Origin of the sequence: Desulfopila sp. IMCC35008 (assembly GCF_010646885.2) — a bacterium.
Taxonomy (GTDB): Bacteria; Desulfobacterota; Desulfobulbia; order Desulfobulbales; family Desulfocapsaceae; genus Desulfopila.
The window spans coordinates 3,507,880-3,532,077 of the sequence record NZ_CP050700.1 but is presented as its reverse complement, the minus strand read 5'-3'; the positions used below and the strand labels follow the sequence as shown (position 1 = coordinate 3,532,077).

Below are 24,198 nucleotides of genomic sequence, written 5' to 3'. Positions count from 1 at the left end.
TGATTTGGAATAGTTGAACTCTCCTGCTTACTGCCCCCATTTCGGAAGGCGACCTTCTTCTTCAGTAATGGTGAAAATGTCGGGGCTCCAGTCGAGCCATTCCTTTTCCGGTTTGGGGTGAAGATGAAACTGGTAACCGGAACTTACCGGGGAGCCCATTGCCTCTTTTTCCGGTGTGGCAAATGCGATACCGCCTGCCATAACCGAATCCAGCGATTGAGTGGCAACGGAGAGGCCAGAAAACAAACCACCTTCGACACGTACTCCTGAGGCATTCCAGAAACGGGTATTTTGGTGGACAATCGGTGCATACCGTTCCTTGATGTTGATGTAGATAAGTACCACCTTGAAATCAAAGGACAGGTCATAGCCGGTGACCTCGCCAACCTGCACCCGCCGATAGTAGATGGGAGAGCCCACCTGAATAGAATTGAGCTCTTTTGCCTCAAGTAGCAGGTTGAGGCCGGGAAGGTTCGGGAGTAGTTTTTCCGGTGGTTGTTCACGGCCTGTAAAGGTGGTGAGAGGCTTGCCTTTGCCGGGTTGGATAGCAATGAATGCACCGAACAGCACCGTCTCAAGGTTCTTGACACCGGTGAGGTTTATTTTCGGTTTTGCCAGCCAGATCTGGGTGTTTTCCATAAACAGGGTATCGTACTTTTTCTCGATATTAAGCTTCACCTCAACTCCTTTCATATCCTTGGTAAAATCAAGGTCGGTAACTTCTCCGATGTCGATACCGTTATATCGTACAGGTGCTCCGACAGCAAGGGTTTCACCACTGGTGAAGGTGACGATAACCCGATGACCGTCCTGCGCCTTGGCGGAGGCGAGCGAGGGATAAATATTGAACACCATGTTGCTTTTTACTGATTTTCCGCCTTTGGGTGTGAAAAAGTTGATTCCACCGGTCAGGATTGATTCCAGACTCTCGGTTTCCACCGATACCCCGCTTGAACCTGCAATAAGCCGTATCCCGCTGGAGCTGTAAAAGCGTGTGGCGGAAGTAATCAGGTGGGAGTATTGCTCGTCTATACGACACGAGAGATGTACGTTTTTGCCGTCCTTGGCAAGTTTGAAGGCCGTAATTTCACCAACGCGTATCTTTTTATAGAGCAACGGCGTCCCTATGCGGTATGAATCCAGATCCTCAGCTGTAAGCCGGATGATCAGTCCGGCTTCCTGTTCCAGGAATGGGTGGTTCGACAGGGCGCTTTCAATGTTCGGATAAATAGGGAACAGGCTGTTTTCCATGGCTTGAGGTTCCTGGTTATCCTGCATGTTGGTCAGAACCCTGATCCCACCCTTGAGGATACTGAGGAGTGGGTCGACAGACAGGGATATACCGGATACGGAGGCATCCATGGAAAAGCCTCCCGTTTCAAGGAATACAGTGTTCTCCCTGATGATATCTGTATAGGGGGCGTAGATGAAAATAGTTTGTTCCACCGATAACCGGTCGGTAGAGAGCTCGGCACCTATGACTTCACCAATCTTTATTTTCTTGTAATAAACAGGGGCACCTGTTGCGGCTGATGTCAACTCGGGGGCGGTAAGCCTGAATTTCTTGCCGGGCCTTAAAGGAGTGGCGATTGGAGGGGAAGGCAGGATCTCGAAATGATCGCAGAAATCACCCTCGCCAGGTTGGAACGTGATATAGGAGCCGGTGACCATCGTGGAGAGGTTTCTCACACCGCTCAATGACAACACCGGAGAGACCATCCAGAATTTGGTGTTTTCCTTCAGGATGAGGTTGGCCCTGGGGTCTAGCAGTATGTGAGCTGTTACCGTGCGTTCCGGATCATCATTGATGGTAATGAGGTTGACAAAACCAGCCTCGAGACCTCGATACATCACCTTGGTTACTCCTTCGGTGATGCCTGTGCCTGAGGCAAGCTTCAAGGTCATGGATATACCATATTGAGAGGCCTGGTAATCTTCATACAAAGGAAACACATCCCCGTTTTGGGCAGGCGTCGAATCGATAGTGGTATCTGGTGTGGAAACAACAATGCCTCCTACAAAGAGCGAGGAAAGGGATTCCATCCGGACTTTGAGGTTGGTCAGTTTGCCCGAAAACGAGATGCCGCTGGCATCATAAAACCTGCTGTCCCGGTGAATGAGATGGCTATAGTCCGGTACAATAAAACAATCTATCAGGATCGATTCGTCTTCCTGAAGTTTGTAGGACTGCACTGAGCCTATCTTGATGTTCTTGAAATAGAGTGATGAGCCTTCCTGGATAGAGCGCAGACCGGTTGAGCGCAGTTGAATGTGTAAGCCGGGGGTGTTTGCCGGGACAGGAGGAGCGGTGGGCAGGGCCGTGTACATTCTGGTTTGCTGCTCCGACTTCCCCTGCTGGATACCAATATAACTGCCGGAAAGAATTGTATCGAGGCCGGTGATACGGTCTGCGGATATTTCTGGTTTTACCAGCCAGAACTTAGTGTCTTCCACCAGGTACTCCTCGGTTAACCGATCCATCCTGATGGTCGCCTGCACTTTGTGTTTGTCAAGATCCGGCGTGATCTTTTTCACAATTCCAAGTGGTATGCCCATGTGCATTACCTGGGTCTTTTCCGGTACGATGCCGCTGGCATCTTCAAAAAATACTACTATTTCGATACCTGCTTCCTGGTAACTTTTAAAAAGCAGCCAGCCGCAGATAAGAATGGCCACGAGGGGGAGGGTCCAGATGGGTGAGATTCCTCTGTTCTTTTGATTGATAATCTGTTCACTCATTATGGTATGTACCTGAGGTGGTGGTTTCAGTACGGCATCGGTCCCACATGGTCCGCGGATCGAAGACGATCGCAGCCATCATGGTGCAAACAACCACCATGCAGAAGAATGAGGCACCGGGCGCCGTGTGGACAGAGGTGAAAAAGCCGAAGTCAACAAGCACGGTGAGTAGGGCGATAACAAAAATATCGAGCATGGACCAGCGACCGATAAATTCTATAAAGCGGAACATTCCCGCCTTTTGTTTCAGGAAACGATCCTGGCCGGAACGTATGGTCAACAGGATGATAACAAGTCCAATTATTTTAAAGAGAGGTACAAGAACGCTCGCCAGGAAGATAATTAAGCCAATGCCGTAAGATCCTTCTTTGAAAAAGTAGATGATTCCATCAAGGATGGTGGATCTGTCCGGGATACCGAGGAAATCCACCTGCATGATCGGCAGCGTGTTGGCCGGGACGATAAATATGAGTGATGTGAGGACCAGAGCCCAGGTCCTCTGAACACCGTGTTTCTTACGCAGGTGAACAGTTGCATCGCAGCGGGGACAGTGTACCTCCTTGGATGTAGATTTTGTATGCCCCACCAGATATCCGCAATCGTGGCAGCGCATCAGACCATAATCCCGCGCCGTAACCTCGTCCTCAAATCCTCCAGGGGGGAATGAGAGATCTACAGATGCCAGGTTGTGGTTGCCTATTTGTTTCCAGAAGAGCTCCCTGTCTATGGAGGCAGAGGCTGCGACACCTAACAAGACCAGGGCGGAGAAACAGAAGAAACCGATTCCGTAATCGATCGACGCCATATCGTGGACCTTTATCAAGGTAACGAGAATGCCGAGCAGGTACACTTCAGTCATTCCCCATTCGTCAAGATGCAGAAGCATCCGGAACACGTTCTTCAGCCAGGATGGGCGTTTGTTAAGTCTTATGTGCAGTGCTGTAAGGCAGGTAATTGTTAATTTGATCAGCGGCAGGAGTACCGCTGTAAGTGTCACCATAACTGCAACCAGGTGATAGCCGCCCTGAAAGAAGCCAAGCGCTGTCTGCAATACATTGCCCGATACAGACATGCCGATAGAGGTTAGGGTCATGAGCGGCAGCAGCATCGCCGGAAAATAGAGGAAAAGACCGGCAGCGGAGAATGCCAGCACCCTGTCCACACTGTTATTACCAGCCTTGACCACAGTGCTTCCGCACCTGCTGCACACGAGGTGGTGTCCTTCACTGACACCGCGGGCTTCGAGGAGGAGATCACAACCGGGACAGGCGGTGAGGATAGCAGAGGTCGGTTGCTTACTTATATGATCAGGAGCGTCTGTACAGCTCATTATCCGAATTAGAAAATTTGGAGAAAGAAGTTATCCGGTCGTGCCGGGTCAGAAAGAATTGTTACCCTGTTGTTGGTCCGGAGTCAAGCAGAGAGCGTATTCTTCTCGAAACCGTTGCTGTTTCAAGGTATTGTGTCAGAAATGATAACCTATCACCAGCAAGGAGGAGTAATGTCAGATAACAAGTCCTTTCAGGATCATTATCCGGAGATTTTTCAGCACTGCTATGGTTGCGGGCCCCTCAACGAGCATGGGTTGCATATCAGGAGCTTCTGGGACGGTGAGGAAAGTGTCGCCGAGTTTTCACCCAAAGAGTACCACCTTGCCTTTCCCGGCTATGTGTATGGCGGTTTGATTGCCTCACTGATTGATTGCCACAGTATTGGCACCGCTGCTGCTGCTGCATATCGGGAAGAGGGCAGGAAAATTGGGTCTGAGCCCAAGTTTCGCTATGTTACAGGTTCGCTTCAGGTTGATTATAAAGCACCTACCCCTTTGGGCCCCAAACTTGTAATTCGCGCAAGAGTTGAAGAGATCAAAGGACGAAAGACTGTGCTTACAGCATCTGTATCAGCGGGTGATACCGTTACTGCTACCGCCCGAGTGATAGCTGTTCGCATGCCGGACCACCTGCTTCCGTAAGCTCCGGTCCGGTGAGAAATCCAGGTAGGTCTCTTTCTCTCCGGTCCGGATATATCGGTCATCCCTGGGTGTTTAAAAGAGAGACCAGCGTTTCGTTGACATTATCTTGAGCAAGCGATCACCGGCAAAGTCGACAGCTGCCTCCCGGAGGGGAAGCCCCTCTTTGTCTGATTTTTCAAGAATGTAGGCCGTATTTTTTCTGAGTGTCTCCTCAATTCTCGACATGGCCCCAAGCTGGCTTGTGCCCTGATACTCACAGGCCGCACAGATAACACCACCGGCATTGACAATAAAGTCTGGCAGGCAGGGAACACCCTTTCTGTGGAGATAAAGCTCTGCTGCAGCTGTGCAGGGAATGTTCGCCCCTTGGGCGACAAGCTTGGTTCTAAGCCGTTCAACATTATCCTCGTTGAGAACATCAGGCCGTGCCGCAGGTATCCAGACATCGCATTCCAGAGAAATCAATTCGTCGGCTGAGATCACCTCGCCATCAGGTGAGGTGTTAACCCCTTCACCGTCTTCCTTAATCCGCCGGAGTTGATCGATATCGATTCCGTCTCCTTGGAAAATGGCTCCTGTTGAATCGGAAACAGCGATGATCCGGGCACCTTTTTCGTGCAGGAAGCGGGCAACGTGACCCCCTACCGCACCAAATCCCTGGACCACTACCCTGCAACCTTCGATAGAAAAGCCGCAGAATGGGGCGGCCACATCAATAGCATGAAAAAGCCCCCAACCGGTGGCCCCAATCTCATCAAGCGGTATGCCACCAAGTTCTGCCGGTACCCCAACCACTCTATCCATTTCATCCTTGATCCAGGCCATGCATTCTTCATTGGTACCCATGTCCGGAGCCAGGATGTATTCTTTTATGTCTTTCAGGCAGCAGGCGAGAGCCCTGATAATCACCTCCTTTTTGACCTTCTCCATTTTGGGGTTTCCATAGACTACTACTTTGCCGCCGCCATGAGGAAGTCCGGCAGCTACATTTTTCAGGGTCATGGCCCGAGCCAGCCGAAAACACTCCTCGACGGATACATCAGGTGCCATGCGGATACCGCCTATGGATGGTCCGGCCGCAACGTTGTCTACAACCAGTACTGCTTTCAGGTTGGCTTTTGGTTCGTACACGTGGAGGATCTTTGTCGGTCCGAATTCATCGGCAAATTGTGTAAGTTCGTCCATGATTTCACCTCATTGAGTTAACCATTTGACAATACCGGAATACGTATGCGTATATGCTGAAAATGATATGAAAGTGGCGAGAAGTTGGGATCCTTGGACTGGCATGTGTCATGACGTGCCCCCTCAATAGGGAACTACCGGGCGGGAAGCGCAGGAGGCTCATGTGCATACCCGTCTGCAGTTGCCTTTCAAATTGGACGGATACAGCCAAGTGTACATTCGCACGGAGGTGCTGAAGGTCATAACTACTTGTTATTGTGACCCTCTATATTTAGTATACTTACTTTGTCAGGAATGGCAAACAGTGCGGAACAGGTCTTGGGGATTCTCGCGAGAACGTCAGCAGCTTCAGGGTGTCGTTTTAACCTCTTTTGATGAGGGTGGAGGAGTGACTATGATATTGTTCAGGTCGGCATCTTTCTCTGCCGCCTCATAAAAAAACATGGCCGGTCCTGATTTTCTTTCCGGATCGTCTGCCGGTTTACGCGGGTATTTTTCGGTTTTTTCCTGATGTACGCTGCAGCCCCCTGCTAAAGAAAAAAGAAGGGCTGCTGCAACGATGATGAGGCAATCTTTTATTTTCATTTCTTCGTTACTTTATTAGACGAACCTTTAGCCAGGAACAATTTTGACAAGGGATCGGAAGTGATCATCACATAAACAGATGATATCGTATTGTCTTCTTCCTTTTCAGTAAATATTTTGCCGGAGCTGGAGAGCTTGACTGTTACCAGGCTTTCAGCACCACCGCTTTGTCTGGCGAAGTCGAATTCGTCCTGTGAGATCTTGCCTGATTTATTGTAGGTCCAGTAGACAATTTTATCGTGGGCCATGGCCGTCGGTTCGCCATGTCTGAACATGAGATCTCCAATGATCGATTTCATCTGTTTTCTGGTTGCTTCCGGATATTCTTTATAGATACCGAGAATAATGCCATTGTCACTCGAGACAACGACAAAAACCTCACCGTCCTGAAATTTATGGGTGCCTTGCATCGCCTTATCGACGGGTGATCGGGCAGCCATCTTCTTCTGACTGTCGTTTAAAGAGGAACCGAGGATGTAGGTGCCAAAACCAAGTTTAAGTCCGGCTACCTCACCGGCAATACGGTCCAGCTCCTGGTCAACAGTGGTTGCCGAGAGATTCGTGGTATATAATACGAATATGATAAGTCCGAAGAGCAGGGAAGCTTTATTTTTCATGTCATTCATTTTATTTTAAGAACGCCCCGGTACTGCTGAAGGTACCGGGGCTGGATAGAGCTCGGTTAAAGGAGGCGCTGTTACTGCTTATAGCGTTCCTTCTGTTCCGCCTTGATTGCTTCCATTACGTCTGCATCAAAGCCCTTCTTGTACCAGGCATGCTCCGGCTTGGCAAGAAGCTCACCGACGACTTTCTCATACTTCTCTGCTTGTCCGTGTTTTTCTGCGAGATGCATCAGTTCCGGAATAAACTTGAAGTAGAAGTTGTGAGCGACATCGTACATACCGTGCCAATGGGTATAATCCGGTCCGCTCATGGCCGCACCGTGACGTGCACGACGACCCTCGTGGTGCCAGAGTTCCCACCAGTGCCAGCCGAGTTCGGTATGGAAGGTAGAACCGTAAATCAGTCCGTCTTTCATGGCCATTCCGTACAGCTTCTGTGCCGGCTTGGCAAACTTTTCATTATACGTTACCACAAGCGCGTCGAACTGCTTGTAATGGTTGTCAATTTTCTGGGCACCGTGACATTGCTTACAGACACCCTTCATGTTGTTCCGGCGGTCTTCCCAACTCCAGACCTCAACAGCTTCTTTTTCGACCGGGACAGTTTTCCATTTGCCGCCAGTCATCTTGAATTCCTTGTACTTGACTTCAGAGCCAGGTTGTGGAGCAATTTCACCAGGAATATCTTTTTCGGTACCGTCAGAGAAGATTGCTCTGTTAAGTTTAACCGATACCTGAGGGCGCAGGGTCCAGGAGATCCTGTCGCCAACGTTATGAGTATTCTGGGAAACGGAGCCGTCGGACTTCATGTAAGCGCCGAGGTGACAGGTCGCACAGGTCGGTGCAGTATAGTAATCCTTGCCCAGCACCCATTTTCCTGCCTTCATGATATTCATGCCGTTCATGCCATGTTCGCGTGAAGCTGCGTTATACGCGATACCATGCTTGGACTCGTTGTAAATCTCCATCTGTGGGTGATCCGGCCCAAGGTGACATTTGCCACAGTTTTCGGGTTGACGGGCGGTAGAGGCACGGAAACTGTGCTTGCCATGACAGGCGTTGCAGGTGCCGGCATATCCGTCGGGGTTCAGGCGACCAACGCCGGAGTTCGGGTAGGTCATAGGATCGAACATGACCGCACCGGCTTCGTTCTTGAGCGTTGTACCTTTGTCGTCTTTTAAGACCGTAAGGTTGGAACCGTGACATTGCCAGCAGCCATTTGCGGCATCGGCCTTGTCTTCCAGAGAACAGATGACTTCACCAAGCACGTTGTCCAGTGACGCCATGATCCGACCGGCTGCCGCATGGTGAGAAACCTGCTGTTCCTTGACTTCACGCTCATGACAGTAGCCACAGTCTTTCGGGCTCTGGACAGTCTTGATAAAAGCTCCCTCATGCATGTAACCGGTGATATCACCCTCGTCTGCCGCATGACAGTTGTAACAGGCAACTGCACCGTCACGGCCTGCTGCGTGCGGAGAATTTTTCCATTGCTGAACCATGGAATTGTTCTCCTTGAGATGGCAGTTAATGCATTTAACATTGATTTCCTTGTTCTTTTCGTTGGTGACGTCCATAGAGACTTTTGTGGTAGCAAAAGCCGGAACAGCAATGAAAAGTCCGAGGATCATCATGCAAAGCACTCTACTCCAATGTTGCATTTTACTTCCTCCTAATAATGGGTTACGTCTCTGATTGCCAGGTGGACCCGGCAAACCGCAAGCTCTTTCCGGTACTTTTTTCTCCTCCTGTAGTGTGTGTTGGTGAGACATTTAGTGGTTTCTCATTTTTGAAGTGACCGATATCAGGATGCATCCGTCGCTTCTTCCTCCATCCATAACGGGAATATTTTCGATAAGATAAAAAGTATAATGATCGGTGCCGACATCACGATGATGGCAGCAAGGATTCCCTCCCGACCCATCCATTCAGGGGTAAAAAACACCTGTCCCCTGGTGGAGTTGGACATGAGCTGACCGCCGATAACGACATTCCAGCGCATGAGGAGTACCTGTATGAGGATCATAAAGGAAACGATAGGGGCAATGAACAGGACGATTCGGTCTTTTACCTTAAAGAGGCAGAGCCACATGAGAAGAAAGAAGGGAATAACCGAGAAAATCTTGACCTGCAGTACCCAGTAGGTGGTGTAAAGCGGCCCCCATAACAGGCTCTCAAGTACATGCCAATGATGGGTCGACATATAGGCATGACTGAATACTTCAAGCATTTCGAAGACGAAATCGAGGATGAAAAAGCCCCATAAGAACTTTATGGAGGTGCGTACACATTTGATATCGACCTTCCTGCCGGTCATCTTCATGATCAGTACATACGAGAAGATAATGCCGGAGATACCGGAGACACAGGCGGACAAAAGGAAGATGACAGGCATGAGCGGCGTTGCCCAGAGGGGATTCGCCTTTATACCACCGAAGATAAAACCGACATAGCCGTGCAGGACACAGGCCATGGGAATGCCGATACCAGCCAGGAAATTAATGATCTTGTGATCCAGTGCCAGCGACTCTTTTGAGACGTTGTCATTAAAAAAGGCGAGAAACGCGTATATCGCCCTCATGATCCCCTTCGACTGCATCCACAACCCGACCATGGTCGGACGATAGATGAACAGGATTTCATGGAGCAACAGGATAAAGTAGGCAGAATAGATATATCCGAACCCCGCCATGGCGGATGTCGGATTCGGGGTCAGAAACATGTTGAACGACCTCTCCGGATGACCCAGGTGGAGCAATAGCGGCCAGGTGGCACAGCAGAGAAAAGCCAGGGCAAAGACCAGCGAATAGCGTGAGATTGGTTTAAGCTCCTTGATCCCGAAGACATGGTAGAGAGACGAGACAATGAAGGCTCCGGCAACAATACCGGTTATATAGGGATAGAGAACAATCATCAGCGACCAGTGGATATGAAGGTCGTTGGGAAAGACATAATTGGTTAAAGCGGATACGGCATCACCGTGGTGCACGACAGCGCTCATTAGACCACCTCCCTTCGTAAGCCCACATAATGGAGAGCGGGCTCATTGCCCATATCGGGTTTAAGGACGGAAATAACGTGGGGTTCGTGTAAGATCTTCCAGACCTCGGATGTCTTGTCGTTGAGATCACCGAATTTACGGGCACCTACCGGACAGACTGTGACACATGCAGGTAACAGCCCTTTACGGACACGGTGATAACACCAGGTACATTTTTCCGCAGTTCTGGTTTCAGGGTTGATGAATCGAACGGAGTATGGACAGGCCTGGATACAATAGGAACAGGCGACACAGCGGGTCTTGTCGACGAGCACGAATCCGTCTTCCGTCTTGTAGGTGGCCCCGACAGGGCAAACCTGGGTGCAGGAAGGCTTTTCACACATATTACAGAGCTTGGGGACAAAGAAGGTGTCTCTTGTCGGGTGTGGCAGCCCTTCGCGTGGTTTGGTGTAGCCGTCCAGGCCGCCGTTTGGTGAGTCGACGTAGACCTGATCGTGGTCATCTATGATATAGCGCTCCACCCAGGTACGATAGTTACCGTCGGGAACATTGTATTCGGCCTTGTCGGCAATACAGCAGGAGCCGCAACCGATACAGGCGGTGATGTCAACCACGAAGGCGAACCGCTTACTGGTAAAGACGCCCTTTTCATCCTGCATGCCTGGGATCTGTTCGACATACTGCCGGGTCGTGGCTGGCATCGGGATGACAAGGAGCAGGGAGCCGGCGATCGAGCCGCCGAGGACTTTCTTGATAAAGGTCCTGCGGTCCTGTTGTATTTGTTTTTTGATATCTTCCATTGCTACTGTACCTCCGTTAAGCCCATCATTTCCCGTGCCTGGTTAATCCACATCAGCGGATCGTGAACCATGTGGCATTGATTGCAGGTATGGGTCATCCGAACCTGTTTCTGCTCAAGATGTTCAGGAAGACCAACCATCCTTATCGACTTACGTGGCCTGGCCTGGATAACCTTGTTGTGACAGCGCAGGCAGAGTTGGCTAATCTCCTGGTCACGTTTGACAGGCATAGTGCCGATTTTTTTGCCGTCTGCAATGTGGTTGCCGTAAGGGCCATGGCAGACCTCGCAGGAAACCGTCTTATGGACTCCGCTTTTATGAATTGTGCGAACAGGTTTGTGGCATTGAAAGCAGGAATCATTTGTACCAAGCCGTATTGGTATGCTCTTCTGGTCTTCAATGTCGGCACCGCGGTAGTGACCGTACTCTCCCATGGAATCGGGTATAAAGACCTTCCGGGCAAAGAAGCCCGCAACTCCGAAAATGATCAATGCTATTATCAGCCTGATCAGGTGGGAGTTATATTTGGATCTTGACTCCTTATGCACGTGAGACCTCCTTGGAAGTTCAGGTTGGAGAGAGGCTGAACCTGGAGGTCGCCTTCTCTTTCAAAGTTCGGTTTTAATGAGTATTGCAAGTTTAATTCCAATTGCTTAACTCCATACTTTCAGTATGTTGGCTGATGTGTAATGTCTCTGCGCTACCCGCTGGTAACGTGCCGCGTTAGGAGTGATACCACTTGGTAACACTCTCAGGGGTTTTGCCAACTGAGCTTCAGACTGTTTTCCCCACAGCTGTCTATGCATTCCCCGCAGTTCCAGCAGAAGGCACTGCGGCCTTCGTCTTTTTGGGGAACAAGTCCCATCGGGCAGCTCCTTTCACATTTTCTGCAGCCGGTGCAGTTCTCAGGCAAAAACTCGACAATCAGCTTTCTTTTTCTACCGATGAAGGCCAATAATGCGCCAAGCGGACAGAAGGTGCGGCAAAAGAACCTCCTGGTAACGAATTCCAGCAGCAGGATCGCAATGAGAAGAACACCTTCAAAAGCCATCGATCCGAAAAAAACGAGCATCATGATTTCCCTGCCTACCAGCCCCGGTGGAGAGAGAAAAACAAAAATGGGCTTACCCAGCACCATGGAGGTTACAAGCTCTGCAGTCAGAGTGAACCAGAGCACCCATTTCGCAACGACCAGCCTGTTGCGGAGCTTTTCGTGCTTCGAGATCTTCTTGCGCAGCCTGTCGGTTAGCTCCAGGAAAAATGTGACCGGACATATCCAGGAGCAAAAGACCCGGCCGAGCAGCAGCGCGATGGTAAACGGGATAACCATGCCGATGATCGACGGCATATAGATCGACTTTGTTATCAACAGGCTCTCCAAACCCTCAAGAGGGGAAACAAACCAGAGCGATCCGATGCCGATGGATTGATACCAGCCCTGAATAAAATTGTTGTGCAGGTAAAAATTGATAAACGGGTTAACCAACACAACAAGGAATGCACAAAACAAAACAATCAATCGTAATCCACTGTATCCCTTGTGTTTGTTGACATTGTTACCGTTTGGTAACTGCCGTTCCGGGTGACCGTTTGGTTTCATTGAGTCACCTTCCTGGTGGCATAGATCGGCTCGATATTGATAGCTTTCCGACCATCGGCCAGGGTAATCGGACAAGCGTTTGTACATAAACCGCAGCCGGTACAGTGAGAAGCCTCGACCACAGGGCGCAGTTGTTCAAGCCGTATAGCCCTTTCCGGAAAAGGGCACTTGTCGTAACAGGTCCTGCAAAGTGTCAGGCCTTTCCAGGCGGCACAACTGAATTTATCTATTATCGCCAGCCCCATTCGTGTGTCTTCCTGCTTCACTCTTTCCAGGCTTCCGGTGGGGCAGACATCGACGCACTTCATGCAGAGATAACATGGTATTTTTTCTGCCTCTATAACAGGGGTTCCTGCATGTACTCCAGCCCGGATATCGAGCATGATAACCGAGCGGTAGGGACAAACTTCAACACAGCGCCCACAGCGAATACATTTGGCCGGAAAAACCTCTTCCGGAACACCTCCGGGGGGCCGTAACCTGTTGGTTGTGACAGGACTTGCCAGCAACTTCGCGCTGGAGTGTCCCGGCGAAAACGCCAAACCGGTTACGGCGGCAGCCAGTCCCTTCAGAAAAGAACGACGTTTCATTCGTCGGTATCAATCTCGATGGGGCCGACCGGTTTACGAAAACCGAATGGCTTGGCGAGTTTTTCGCCCGTGGCCATACGGTCTGCCTCATCTTCGGTGTTAAGGTACGTCATACCTACATTAAGGATATATTGGTGCTTATTGATGGTATCGATTACAGCCTCCATATCCTCCGAGGACTCGGTATCCAGTACGGCCACAATATTACCGTTTTCATCCGCACCGTGGATCTCCAACTCCTTGTATTGTTCAAGATCTGCCAGCACCTCGTTCTTCTTTTCGGGACGGCTGGTTATAACAACTCCACCTATAGGCATTTTGCCTCCGGCTTACTGTGGTAAAAATTAATAGTATGTGAAAAAGGCGACGGCCGGAGCACAGAGCTGCACCCGACCGCCAGGTAAAGTTCTAGACTATGTAAGGCTTAAGCGGTTTCGGGCCGGAAACCCGTTTGACCTGAACCGCACAGATCTTGAATTCAGGCTCCTTGGAGCCTGGATCGTAGGCGTCCTTGGTTACTTTGTTGATCATCCTGTCTTTATGCTGATCGTGCCAGTAAGCAAAGACCATACCCTCGACTGGTCCTTCATATACTTTTGCGGGCATTAAATTAACACCGCGGCGGGATTTTATTTCCACCATATCACCCGGCTTGATACCAAGTTTTTCTGCATCTTTGGGGTTGATTTCCACATAGGCGTAGGGGTTGGCTCGCAGCAATTCCGGTACGCGACCGGTCATGGACATGGTGTGCCAGTGGTCGATTATCCGACCGGTTGAGAGGTAGAACGGGTATTCGCTGTCCGGTATCTCTTCCGGATCGGCCTGCTCACGTAGCCAGATCCACAGCTTGCGGTCAGGATGGGCAGGGCCGTAGAATTGGTAGGGCAGGTCGTTTTGGGACTCGGTATCCGCCATTGGATCGCGCCCCTTGACGAATTTTTTTACGGTACCGCCTGTGAGGGCATATTCTTCAGTGGGAGCAGGCCACTGGACACCATCCGCCATCTGTTCAAGTACCTCGTAGGTAGCGCCACGCAGGTCGTTGTCGCGATGGGCGGTGAGTTTTTGGGAATACTCGTTCCAGATAGCCTTTGGCAGCTCGTACCCTTCCTCAAGCCCTTCAAACGGTTTGATACATTGGGTGATGACCGGATCGTTCATCTTTTCAGCCAGTTTCTTCGCCCATTCCCTGATTATCCATACCTCTGGTTTTGCATCACCCGGAGCATCTATCGCTTTTCTGGTGATCTGAGATCGTCTTTCGGTACAGCCGTAGACACCGGTCTTCTCAAAATGGAAGGCGGTCGGCAGGACCAGGTTCGCGGTCTGGGTAGTCAAGGTATGAAAAATATCGGTGGTGACGATGAAGACGTCTTCCCGCGCCATTCCCTTGTTATAGAGGTTGCAGTTTGGCAGGGACTGGACCGGGCTGGTACAGTTGATCCAGACCGCCTTTATTTTTGCCTCGTTGATAGCGCTGAACATGGCCATGGTGTGCAGGCCCGGTTTGGGTGGTATGCGTCCTGCGGGGACGCCCCATGCCGCCTCGACCTGGTTTCGCAGTTTTTCATTTGCGACTGGGCGGTGACCCGGCAGGATGTGGCAGAGTCCACCACCTTCACGCACACCGCCGCAAGCATTCGGTTGGCCTGTGAGAGAGAGGGAGTCAGCACCATCTTTTAACAGCTGGCCGGTGAGGATGTGCAGGTTGTGGACCAGGTTATTGGCCCAGACACCTCTTTTACGCTGGTTCAGACCCATGGTCCATAAACTGACGGTTCCTTTAGATTTGGCAAACCAGCGAGCTACCTCACGAACGTCATCAGCACTAAAGCTGTCACCGCACATTTTAGCGGCCGCTTCAGGTGTATATTTGGCGAGCTGCGCTTTATACGCTTCGAAATCAACGGTTTCTTTTTTGCCATTTTTAATGGTGGTATATTTGGCGAGAAAGTCCTCATCGTAGAGTTTTTCCTCGATGATAACGTTGGCCATGGCGTTCAGCAGTGCCAGATCCGTACCCGGTTTGAACTGCAGATGTTTGTCAGCAATTCTGGAGGTCTGGGAGACTCGTGGGTCGACATTAATAACCTTTACTGTATCGGGGTTGTCGAGTTTACGCCTCATTATTCTCCTGAACAGCACCGGATGAGCCTCTGCCGTGTTGGAGCCGATGATAAAAAAGCAGTGCGCCTTCTCTAAGTCTGAATAACCGCCAATCGGTTCATCGGCACCAAAGGAGGTAAGGTAACCGCCGACCGCACTGGCCATACAGAGACGCGGGTTGCCCTCCACGTTATTGGACTGCAGACCGCCACGCATAACCTTTTGGAAAAAATAGGTTTCCTCTGTCAGCGCCTGGCCGGAGCCGTAATAGGCAATTGCTTTACCACCACCTCCCTTATGAGCCTTGGCGAATTCGGTGGCGGCTATATCGAGCGCCTTATCCCAGGAAATCTCCTTGAACTTGTCCGTTTTTTTCTTGCGGTAAAGAGGTTTAACAAGACGCTCCGGATGGCGCATACATTTCCAGAAATGCATGCCTTTCATACATACATAACCGAAGTTTGTTCGTGATTCAGAGACGCCACGGAGTCCCATCGGTTTACCGTTTTTCGTTCCGAGTTCTACCCTGCAGCCTACACCACAAAGACGGCAACTGCCGCGATGCCAGACCACACCTTCATCGGCTTTTGCATTATTGGCATCATCTATCGACAGGTTCATGCTGACATAGGATGCGGCAGAGAGCGCTGCCGCCTTCTTAATAAAATCTCTTCTTGTCTGTGCCATTATGTTCTCCTTCGTTTGTTCAGTTCAGATGTCGGCTACTTTTTATTCTTAAACGAGTGGGGCACATGACATTCCCAGCACGGTTTTTCCTGAGGACATTTGTCCAGCATGTTGGTGTGGCAGGTTGCACAATCCTGCTTGGTTGGGGTGAGCCTGAAGGTTTCGAATGTGCCGTGACACTGGTAGCACTTCACCATGGCGATGCCATGGACGGAATCAAACCACTCTTTTTCCACCTCGGGAGTCGCTTCTTTATGGCATTCTGCACAGTCCATCAGCATTTCCTGCTCGGTGAGTTCCGGGTGGGGATCTGCTTCTGATTTGCCGGTTACAGGCGGTACGGCTATAATCAGTGCTGCCAGTAACGTGAGGATTAATCCTGCAGAGAGTATCTTATTTTCCTGTTTCACCATGTTCCTCCTCTTCGGATACATTTTTTTGCCAATTGCCATGGTTAAGCTACGATTGATGTTTCATACATCGTGAATATGGCAGATAGTGCAAATGCTGTTCCAATCAGACAATGTTATGGTTTCAAGTAGTTACCGGAATTCTTGGAATTCGCTGCTACTTTCTGGTTACAGATCTCTTATGGGTTTGTTACCGATAGGTAACGATTCCTGAGAGTAGTCACAGGAATCTTCTTGAGGTGATTGGAGACTGGTAAAAAAACGAACCTGTTGTTACCATGCGGTAACGGGATAGCATGTTGCAAGGTAATGTATTAAAAACAGGGGCTGGACGTATTGTTGAACGATTTCTGTTGCCCGGCTCCGATCACGTGTTATGTAATGAACGACTTCCGCACTAAAGAAATGGAGTGAATGTTGCAAGGTTTATAAAGATCTCTGAAGAAATTTACCTACCCAAATGATATCGAAAACAGGGCTTGAACACAAGGTGTCCTCTAGAAAAAAAATATGAAACTGAGATTTCCATCATTCATCCTGCTTAGGACAAAGTTCATCATATTTATCGGCGCAATTATTACGGCCTTTTACGGGTATATCCTCTATCGTACCAGTGTTTTTGATGAGACGATGATTATGCGGCAGGCCGAACAGCAGGCCAGAATGCTCCACAAACAGATATTACTGACCAGGCAATGGGCTTCTGATCATAACGGACTGTTTGTTTTAAAACAAAAGGGAGTCGAGGCCAATCCGTACCTTGATCTTCCGACAGTGACTGATGCGGCCGGGCATATCTACTTCCTCAGAAACCCGGCAATGATTACCCGCGAGCTTTCCCAATATGCGAAACGCGACGGGCTGGGCTTTTTCAGGGTGACCAGCCTCAAGCCCGTGAATCCGGCCAATGAACCCGATGATTTTGAACATGATGCCCTTCATGCTTTTGAAAAAGGAGCTCTCGAGGTAATGGATGTAGCCGAGGGGAGCGATGGCCGGACAGTCCGGTTTATGGCTCCCCTGGAGGTGACAAGTTCGTGTCTCAGTTGCCATGCCCGCCACGGCTATCAGGAAGGGGATATCCGCGGTGGGCTCTCCATTACCATACCGGTCAGTTGGGCGGATGATCTTATCTCCCGGAATATTCACAGCCTAATTCTGATAGGTGTGCTCTCCATACTTTTTGTGACTGTTGCCCTGTTCCTGATGTTCGAAACCCTTATTGTCCACCGCATCAGCAGGTTGACCAGGGCGATGGATGCTTTTCCGGACGAATTGCCCGAACAGCACCTGTTACCATCTGTCTTTAAGGATGAGCTTGATACGGTGGATGAAAATTTTATCCTGTTTTGTGAACGATTGAAACGCTCCAGGAAAGAGTTATTAAAAGCAAGGAACCAGGCTCACTTGAGTGAAAAGATGGCATCCTTGGGTATTCTCACGGCGGGTATTGCCCATGAGGTGAATAATCCCCTTGGGGGCATGCTCAACTGTGTCAAGTCAATGCGGGAAAATCCGGGCGATGACGAACTTGTGAGTCGCTATTTGCCGCTTCTGGACAAGGGAATGCGGCAAATTGAGGGGATCATGCGTCAGCTTCTGAATTTCGGCAGGACAGAACCCTTGCAAACGCGCCTGATCGATGTGAGTAATTTGTTTGGGGAATGTATGGAACTCCTCTCCTACCGGCTTAGAAATATTGCATTAGAGACGGAGATTGAAGTTGTAAAAAATCATCAGCTTGATGCCGAGGCGTTGAAGCAAATCATTATCAATATTGGTTTGAATGCCATCCAGGCGATGCCTGATGGGGGGATTCTCACTATCGGTTGCAGGGAGAAAGAGGACGAATTAATTCTCACCTTCAAGGATACGGGAACCGGGATATCCGAAGAGGATATGCTGCATATTTTCGATCCCTTTTTTACGACCAAGGATGTGGGTGAAGGCACCGGTCTCGGCCTGGCGGTAACCTACTCGCTGGTGCAGCGAATGATGGGGGAAATTACAGTGGACAGCAAGGAAGGTGAGGGGACGGTTTTTACGATAACAATTCCGATAAACGGGCCCGTACAATAGAGAGGATGAACAAGATGGCAAGAATCCTTTTGGCGGAAGACGATGAGATTATGCGTATCTCTGTCTACGACAAGTTGAAAAAATACGGATGGCAGGTTGATGAGGCACCGGATGGGCTTAAAGCCAGGGAACTCTGTGGCAGGAATGTTTACAACCTGTTGATTTCCGATATCCGCATGCCAGGACTGGATGGGCTTGGCCTCTTGCAGTACGTGCTTAAGCAAAGCCCTGATACCGATGTAATTATCATGACCGCTTACGGTTCGGTGAACGATGCTATTAATTGCCTGCGTGAAGGAGCCTCTGAGTACATTCTGAAACCCTTTGACATGGATGATCTTATTATCAGGGTGAATCGTCTGCTCGAGACCCAGGCAATGAAGGCAAAATGTGAAATCCTGGAAGAAAATTGCAGGCAGCAGAATGAAAGGGAAATGATTGGGAACGGTCCAGCTATGCAGCGTGTCTATTCTGTTATTGAGCAGGCCGCCCCGACCAATGCCACGATCCTGATTACAGGTGAGTCCGGCACCGGTAAGGAGATGGCGGCGCGCGCCATTCACAGGGCGTCTGAACGTCGCGACAATCCTTTTGTCTCCATAAACTGTGCTGCCATACCCGAGGGGCTGATTGAATCAGAGCTTTTCGGTCATGAAAAAGGGGCCTTTACCGGAGCCGACAGGCAGCGGAAAGGGAAATTCGAGTTGGCGGATAACGGAACCTTGCTGCTGGACGAGTTGGGTGATCTTCCCGGTCCGCTCCAGGCCAAACTCCTCCGGGTTCTTCAGGAGAGTGAGTTCGAGCGGGTGGGGGGGAGTAAGACGGTAAGGGTGGATGTCCGGGTGCTTGCCTGCACCTCCAAGAATTTACAGCAGGAGGTGGAAGATGGTAATTTCCGGCAGGATCTGCTCTATCGCTTACGGGTCATACCACTTGAGATGCCACCATTAAAGGACAGACGGGAGGATATCGATGAACTCTGCCGTTTCTTTATCGCCGAGTTCAACACCTTGCATGGCAGAAATGTCTCTATTACCGCCAAGGCGGTTGCCTGTTTGCGCCAGTATGATTTCCCAGGCAATGTAAGGGAGTTGCGGAACCTTCTTGAGAGGGCGGCTGTGCTCTGCCGCACACCTGAAATTACTCCTTCCGACTTGCCAGCCGAGCTTACCCGGCTCTATGACCAGGAAGACGACGATTATAACCTCTCTACTGCGGTGGCTAAAGCTGAGAGGCGCTGTCTGCAAAGCGCCCTGCTGCAATGTGGGGGGAATCGAACAAATGCGGCCAAAATGCTGGGCATAAGCAGGAAAAACCTGTGGGAAAAACTGAAAATGCATGATATTGCCTGATTTGATGAAAGGTGCTATAATTTCAGCGTCTTTAACAAAGAGAGGTGAGTGGAGTGGTTACTACAGACGGCAACAATCTTGAGTTATTAAAGCGAATAGCCCGACTTGAACGGCAGGTCTCTTTTCTGCTGGCCCATCTCGGACTTGAATATAACGACGATATGGAAAGTTCGGCAGAAATAGTCGAGCTGGTGCGCCTCGGTAAAAAGAATGAGGCAATAAAACAGTTTCGTGAAGAAACCGGTGTCGATCAGCAGATGGCCGAGCAGATTATCAGCAAACTCGAACGATAAGGTTGGGAAAACAGTCATCCCGCTCTCCCGCTCTCAATATTATACCACGGATCTATTTCAGCGAGTGGGGCAGCGACTCAATAAACTCTTGTATCTCATCCCGCACCTTTCGGTAAGGGGCGAGCTTTTCCTCTTCTGACCACTCTTCCTTAACAAGCTTCGGTGGATCATCAAATCCTTGATGCACCCTTTTGCCTGGAAAATAGGGGCAGGTTTCACTGGCATGTCCGCAGAGAGTAACGACCCAGTCAAATTCTGAAACAGGCAGTTCATCAATAGTTGTTGATTCCTGGTTGGAGATATCGATCCCCGCCTCTGCCATGACCTTGAGGGCAAAGGGATTTATACCATGTTTTTCAATACCGGCCGAGTAGGCCATAATTTCATTGTTTTTCAAATGTCTCGCCCAGCCTTCAGCCATCTGGCTACGACATGAGTTACCGGTGCAGAGAAAGAGTATGGTTGTTTTTTTCAATTTGTTGCTCTCCATGAAGCACTATACCTCATTGTCGAACCAGGTAACGGTTCGTTTGCAGAAACCAACAAGCATCAGCATTACGGGAACCTCGATCAGTACTCCGACAACAGTGGCAAGCGCTGCACCGGAAGAAAGGCCGAAAAGCATGACTGCAGTGGCAATGGCTACTTCAAAATGATTGGAGGCCCCTATCATGGCAGCGGGTGCCGCATCCTGGTACTTGAACTTGAAAAGCCTGGCGGCCCCGTAGCCGATGGCAAATATTAAAATAGTCTGTATAAACAGTGGAATGGCAATCCAGACAATAGTCAAGGGGTTGGAGGTGATAACGTCTCCCTTGAAGCTGAAAAGGAGGACCAGTGTGAGAAGCAGGGCTGAGATTGTAACAGGAGTCAGAACACCCAGAAATTTCTCCTTGAACCACTTTTCCCCCTTGGTGCTGATGATCCACCTGCGAGAGAAATAACCGGCGACAAGGGGAAGGGCTACATATATAGCGACGGATAGCAGCAGGGCCTGCCAGGGGATCGGCAATTTACCCACTCCCAGCAGGAAACCACCGAGTACACCGTACAGCAGCAACATGGTCAATGAGTTGAGGGCGACCATTACAAGAGTCAGTCCGTCGTTGCCCTTGGCTAAATAGCCCCAGACCAGCACCATTGCGGTGCAGGGAGCAATGCCGAGCAGGATGCAGCCGGCAAAATAACTTCTCCAAAGAGGGATCTGCAGCATTTTCACACCTTCCTGCATCACCACGATACCTGCGCCATGTTCGGCCCCGACCGGAAGGTCCAGGCCGAAGGGCAGTTTGACGATATCAATCGCCTCTGCCCCTATAAAGGATTTGAGCAAAAAGCCAAGGAAGAATATGGAGATGGCGTACATGGTAAAAGGCTTAATGCACCAGTTGAGAAAAAGAGTCAAAAAAACCGGCTTGCCACTTTTGCCAGCCCTAACGACAGAGGCAAAATCGATCTTCACCATAATCGGGTACATCATGAAAAAGAGGCATAGAGCGATGGGGATGGAGACAACCGGGGCCCCGTTGACATAGATCGACATACCGTCCAGGGACCGGGCCAGGTTTGGGGCAACTTTGCCCAGCAGGATTCCACCGACAATACAGAGTCCCACCCACACGGTCAGGTATCTCTCAAAGAGACTCGTCATTTTTCTCTCATTATTTGCCTTATTTTTCATAGTTGTACTTTTCTCCTGTTTTTGTCACACACCAATGGCCGATAGTGTGTCTAATTTAAGAATGCAAAAAACATAAGACAAAATATATTATCATGAAATTTTGATATTCTAAACTCCTTAAGCTATAGTTATTTGATAAATATTATCAAACCATTATAGTTTTGTTCTATAAACCAAAGGAGGAAGCACACGTGGAATGGTTTTTGTCTCTCTCACCGGTCCAACAGGCTTTGGCCGGGACCTGCTTTACCTGGTTCATGACGGCACTTGGAGCGGGCCTGGTTTTCTTCTTCAAGTCCATTAATCGAAAAGTAATGGACGGCATGCTTGGCAGCGCTGCTGGTGTCATGATTGCTGCTAGTTTCTGGTCTTTGCTTGCACCGGCCATACAAATGGTTGAAGAGGCGGGAGGGATACCATGGGTTCCGGCCCTGCTCGGATTTTTGAGTGGTGGCGCCTTTCTATGGGGGGTCGATAAAGTATTACCCCATCTTCATCCGGGTTTTCCGACAAGTGAGGCGGAAGGCGTGAAGACAAGCTGGCAGCGATCTGTGCTTCTGGTCATGGCCATTACATTACATAACATTCCTGAAGGATTGGCCGTTGGTGTCGCTTTCGGTGCCGCTGCCGCAGGGCACCCTTCCGCATCCCTGGGAGCTGCGATTGCATTGGCAATAGGTATTGGCATCCAGAACTTTCCTGAAGGTGCAGCCGTATCCGTGCCGCTTCGCAGGGAGGGTATGTCCAGAACAAAAAGTTTCATGTATGGACAATTTTCAGGTATGGTTGAGCCGATTGCCGGTGTTTGCGGGGCACTCGCTGTGGTTGTGATGCAGCCTATCCTTCCTTATGCTCTGTCGTTTGCGGCTGGTGCCATGATTTATGTTGTCGCTGAAGAGCTGATACCTGAATCACAGGCCGAAAAGCATTCAGATATTGCTACTATAGGGGTGATGATAGGATTTTCGATTATGATGACCCTTGATGTGGCACTTGGGTAAATCAGGCAAGTGAATACATTTTCTTGGTATACGGGTATATTATATGGTCATTTGCCATATAATCGACTGAAATGAAATACAAGGCAGTACTCAAAACAACGGAGTCGGAGGTTGTCATGGCAAAAGATAAAAAGAAGGGCGACAAGAAGAAGGGCGAAACGAAAGAGCTAAAGAAGGGTAAGAAAAAAGACACTAAAAAAGAAAAAAAGAAAGACCTCAAAAAAGAGAAGAAAAAAGACGTGAAGAAAGAGAAGAAGAAAAAGCTGAAGAAAGGTAAAAAAGACAAGAAAAAGTAAGCTGTCTTTTCACTTTTTTTATAAAGGTTACTGCACTATTGTAACCTTTATGAGTGCAGGGTTACAACTATCCAGGTCTGCCTGTATCGTTTAAAAGTGGAAAACGTTTCTAATTCTTTTCCCTTCTTCACGTCCAAATTTTGCTTCCAGGATAAAATAGAGTGAAAATTCAGGATCCCTGTCGTTTTCTTCCCGGAAATTGACTCGTGGTTTAATTTCATAGAGCAACCATTTTCGGTGAAGTCGCTGGCGGTAACGGAATTGCAATTGAATGTCTGCCAGCTCATGGGTTGGTCTTGTTTCAAAGGAATTATACCATTCAAGCGCCAGAGCCCTTCTTTCTGAGATAAATCTATAAAAATTAAATGAGAGATCGTAGGGCAGGCCGTCTTCGTTTTCGTACCAGTTAAGAGATGCTGTCGACCTGAACAGCCAGTTGCTTGAGATGTGTCGCTCCAGATCTAATGAGAGAGTATTTTCCCAACCGTCATCAGTGTAGTACCGCAAACGCTCGACTATCCGACTCTGCCAGGGGCCCAGGTCGAGATAATAGCGGTAGCGGAGTCCTGTATAGACTGCGCTGCTGGAAAGTCCAAAAGTTCCGGAGATATTATACTTCTCTCCAATTTTGAAAAACTGCTGGATAGCTGCCCCGAAATCATCCCTTGACCTGTCCTCATCTGAGGGAGAATCGTTTGTACCCGAGCCGAAATCGTCATCATCGTCTTCGGAACCGAAAAGTATCAGGTTGGTTTTTCTCGATATCTTCGGCAGGTGGATTCTCCATTGGAAACGCGGGCTGATATCAATATCACCATCATCAGTTATCTTCGTTGAGAGTTTAAGTTTTGCCCGGCTTTTGTTCAACTCGGCATCATAACGGGTGTCGTCAAAGAAGGAATCGAACCATTCCGCTGTATCAAAAAGAGTTTCAGATGCTACTTTGTGGACGTCATCAATTATTGTTTGTTCTTCAGCTGAAATACTATCGTTTACGTTCGGATCGTTAGTCGACGCTGAAAGACCGGGTGCGGTAACGAAAGCAATGCTGATTAACACCATAAATGCCCTGAAGAAGTCAGGGTTCCAGAGAAAGAATGAGTGGCTGCTGTGCGTGCCGGGTGGTTGATGTGTAAGGAAATAGTCAAGCATAAGGTAGGGGAACCTCATTTCAGTGTAATCGCATAGATACTCA

At 49.5% G+C, this 24,198-nt stretch carries 23 protein-coding genes; 6 read left to right on the top strand and 17 right to left on the bottom strand.

Annotated elements, in window-relative coordinates; translation table 11 throughout:
- Positions 1–27: 27 nt before the first annotated feature.
- Together GA520_RS15440 and GA520_RS15435 are read right to left on the bottom strand one after the other, a co-directional pair.
- The gene (locus GA520_RS15440; protein WP_163340455.1) at positions 28–2,739 is read right to left on the bottom strand and encodes a PqiB family protein; all 2,712 of its coding nucleotides are present in this window, start codon (positions 2,737–2,739) and stop codon (positions 28–30) included.
- On the bottom strand, positions 2,732–4,069 hold the full coding sequence (locus tag GA520_RS15435; protein ID WP_163340454.1) for a paraquat-inducible protein A: 1,338 nt from the start codon (positions 4,067–4,069) through the stop codon (positions 2,732–2,734). The genes GA520_RS15440 and GA520_RS15435 overlap by 8 nt, the downstream gene beginning before the upstream one ends.
- Positions 4,070–4,240: 171 nt before the next feature.
- Between GA520_RS15435 and GA520_RS15430 the strand changes: the two genes are divergently transcribed.
- Positions 4,241–4,711, top strand: a complete 471-nt coding sequence (locus GA520_RS15430; RefSeq protein ID WP_163340453.1) for a PaaI family thioesterase — start codon at positions 4,241–4,243, stop codon at positions 4,709–4,711.
- 72 nt (positions 4,712–4,783) lie between these two features.
- Here the strand turns inward: GA520_RS15430 and GA520_RS15425 are convergent, their stop codons facing one another.
- The 12 genes from GA520_RS15425 to GA520_RS15370 all read right to left on the bottom strand — a co-directional run bounded on the left by GA520_RS15425 (position 4,784) and on the right by GA520_RS15370 (position 16,304).
- A complete protein-coding gene (locus GA520_RS15425; protein WP_163340452.1) occupies positions 4,784–5,896 on the bottom strand; it encodes a Glu/Leu/Phe/Val dehydrogenase in 1,113 nt (370 codons plus the stop codon).
- 348 nt (positions 5,897–6,244) lie between these two features.
- The gene (locus GA520_RS15420; protein WP_163340451.1) at positions 6,245–6,481 is read right to left on the bottom strand and encodes a hypothetical protein; all 237 of its coding nucleotides are present in this window, start codon (positions 6,479–6,481) and stop codon (positions 6,245–6,247) included.
- Positions 6,478–7,098 (bottom strand): hypothetical protein, encoded by a 621-nt coding sequence (locus GA520_RS15415; protein ID WP_163340450.1) that lies wholly within the window; start codon positions 7,096–7,098, stop codon positions 6,478–6,480. Before GA520_RS15415 ends, GA520_RS15420 begins: the two co-directional genes overlap by 4 nt.
- Positions 7,099–7,178: 80 nt before the next feature.
- On the bottom strand, positions 7,179–8,765 hold the full coding sequence (locus tag GA520_RS15410) for a multiheme c-type cytochrome (RefSeq protein ID WP_163340449.1): 1,587 nt from the start codon (positions 8,763–8,765) through the stop codon (positions 7,179–7,181).
- A 143-nt stretch (positions 8,766–8,908) separates the two neighbouring features.
- A complete protein-coding gene (gene nrfD / locus GA520_RS15405; protein WP_163340448.1) occupies positions 8,909–10,105 on the bottom strand; it encodes an NrfD/PsrC family molybdoenzyme membrane anchor subunit in 1,197 nt (398 codons plus the stop codon).
- Positions 10,105–10,905, bottom strand: a complete 801-nt coding sequence (locus tag GA520_RS15400) for a 4Fe-4S dicluster domain-containing protein (protein ID WP_163340447.1) — start codon at positions 10,903–10,905, stop codon at positions 10,105–10,107. Before GA520_RS15400 ends, nrfD begins: the two co-directional genes overlap by 1 nt.
- 2 nt (positions 10,906–10,907) lie before the next feature.
- Positions 10,908–11,453, bottom strand: a complete 546-nt coding sequence (locus GA520_RS15395) for a hypothetical protein (protein ID WP_163340446.1) — start codon at positions 11,451–11,453, stop codon at positions 10,908–10,910.
- Positions 11,454–11,656: 203 nt separating this feature from the next.
- Entirely contained in the window at positions 11,657–12,505 is an 849-nt protein-coding gene (locus tag GA520_RS15390) for a 4Fe-4S binding protein (RefSeq protein ID WP_163340445.1), read from the bottom strand.
- Positions 12,502–13,095 carry a 4Fe-4S dicluster domain-containing protein gene (locus GA520_RS15385; protein WP_163340444.1) on the bottom strand — a complete coding sequence of 198 codons (594 nt, stop codon included), beginning with the start codon at positions 13,093–13,095 and terminating at the stop codon, positions 12,502–12,504. Before GA520_RS15385 ends, GA520_RS15390 begins: the two co-directional genes overlap by 4 nt.
- A complete protein-coding gene (locus tag GA520_RS15380; protein ID WP_163340443.1) occupies positions 13,092–13,412 on the bottom strand; it encodes a chaperone NapD in 321 nt (106 codons plus the stop codon). Before GA520_RS15380 ends, GA520_RS15385 begins: the two co-directional genes overlap by 4 nt.
- A gap of 91 nt (positions 13,413–13,503) precedes the next feature.
- Positions 13,504–15,891, bottom strand: a complete 2,388-nt coding sequence (locus GA520_RS15375) for a molybdopterin oxidoreductase family protein (RefSeq protein WP_163340442.1) — start codon at positions 15,889–15,891, stop codon at positions 13,504–13,506.
- A 35-nt stretch (positions 15,892–15,926) separates the two neighbouring features.
- The gene (locus GA520_RS15370) at positions 15,927–16,304 is read right to left on the bottom strand and encodes a cytochrome c3 family protein (RefSeq protein ID WP_163340441.1); all 378 of its coding nucleotides are present in this window, start codon (positions 16,302–16,304) and stop codon (positions 15,927–15,929) included.
- A gap of 507 nt (positions 16,305–16,811) precedes the next feature.
- Here GA520_RS15370 and GA520_RS15365 point away from each other — a divergent pair.
- Genes GA520_RS15365 through GA520_RS15355 form a run of 3 tightly spaced genes read left to right on the top strand, consistent with a single transcriptional unit; the run spans position 16,812 to position 20,025 of the window.
- Positions 16,812–18,380: an ATP-binding protein gene (locus tag GA520_RS15365; protein ID WP_163340440.1), complete on the top strand. Its 1,569-nt coding sequence runs from the start codon at positions 16,812–16,814 to the stop codon at positions 18,378–18,380.
- Between the two features lie 14 nt (positions 18,381–18,394).
- Positions 18,395–19,732, top strand: coding sequence for a sigma-54 dependent transcriptional regulator (locus GA520_RS15360; RefSeq protein WP_163340439.1), 1,338 nt, complete (start codon positions 18,395–18,397; stop codon positions 19,730–19,732).
- 53 nt (positions 19,733–19,785) lie between these two features.
- On the top strand, positions 19,786–20,025 hold the full coding sequence (locus GA520_RS15355; protein ID WP_163340438.1) for a hypothetical protein: 240 nt from the start codon (positions 19,786–19,788) through the stop codon (positions 20,023–20,025).
- A gap of 52 nt (positions 20,026–20,077) precedes the next feature.
- On the opposite strand, the gene GA520_RS15350 is transcribed toward GA520_RS15355, so the two are convergent.
- Together GA520_RS15350 and arsB are read right to left on the bottom strand one after the other, a co-directional pair.
- Positions 20,078–20,500, bottom strand: coding sequence for an arsenate reductase ArsC (locus GA520_RS15350; RefSeq protein ID WP_304511234.1), 423 nt, complete (start codon positions 20,498–20,500; stop codon positions 20,078–20,080).
- 21 nt (positions 20,501–20,521) lie between these two features.
- Positions 20,522–21,706 (bottom strand): ACR3 family arsenite efflux transporter, encoded by a 1,185-nt coding sequence (gene arsB, locus GA520_RS15345; RefSeq protein WP_163340436.1) that lies wholly within the window; start codon positions 21,704–21,706, stop codon positions 20,522–20,524.
- A gap of 191 nt (positions 21,707–21,897) precedes the next feature.
- Between arsB and GA520_RS15340 the strand changes: the two genes are divergently transcribed.
- Both GA520_RS15340 and GA520_RS15335 read left to right on the top strand, forming a co-directional pair.
- The gene (locus GA520_RS15340) at positions 21,898–22,707 is read left to right on the top strand and encodes a ZIP family metal transporter (RefSeq protein ID WP_163340435.1); all 810 of its coding nucleotides are present in this window, start codon (positions 21,898–21,900) and stop codon (positions 22,705–22,707) included.
- A 116-nt stretch (positions 22,708–22,823) separates the two neighbouring features.
- Positions 22,824–23,003 (top strand): hypothetical protein, encoded by a 180-nt coding sequence (locus tag GA520_RS15335; protein WP_163340434.1) that lies wholly within the window; start codon positions 22,824–22,826, stop codon positions 23,001–23,003.
- A gap of 90 nt (positions 23,004–23,093) precedes the next feature.
- Here the strand turns inward: GA520_RS15335 and GA520_RS15330 are convergent, their stop codons facing one another.
- Positions 23,094–24,155, bottom strand: a complete 1,062-nt coding sequence (locus tag GA520_RS15330; protein WP_163340433.1) for a hypothetical protein — start codon at positions 24,153–24,155, stop codon at positions 23,094–23,096.
- Positions 24,156–24,198: the final 43 nt, after the last annotated feature.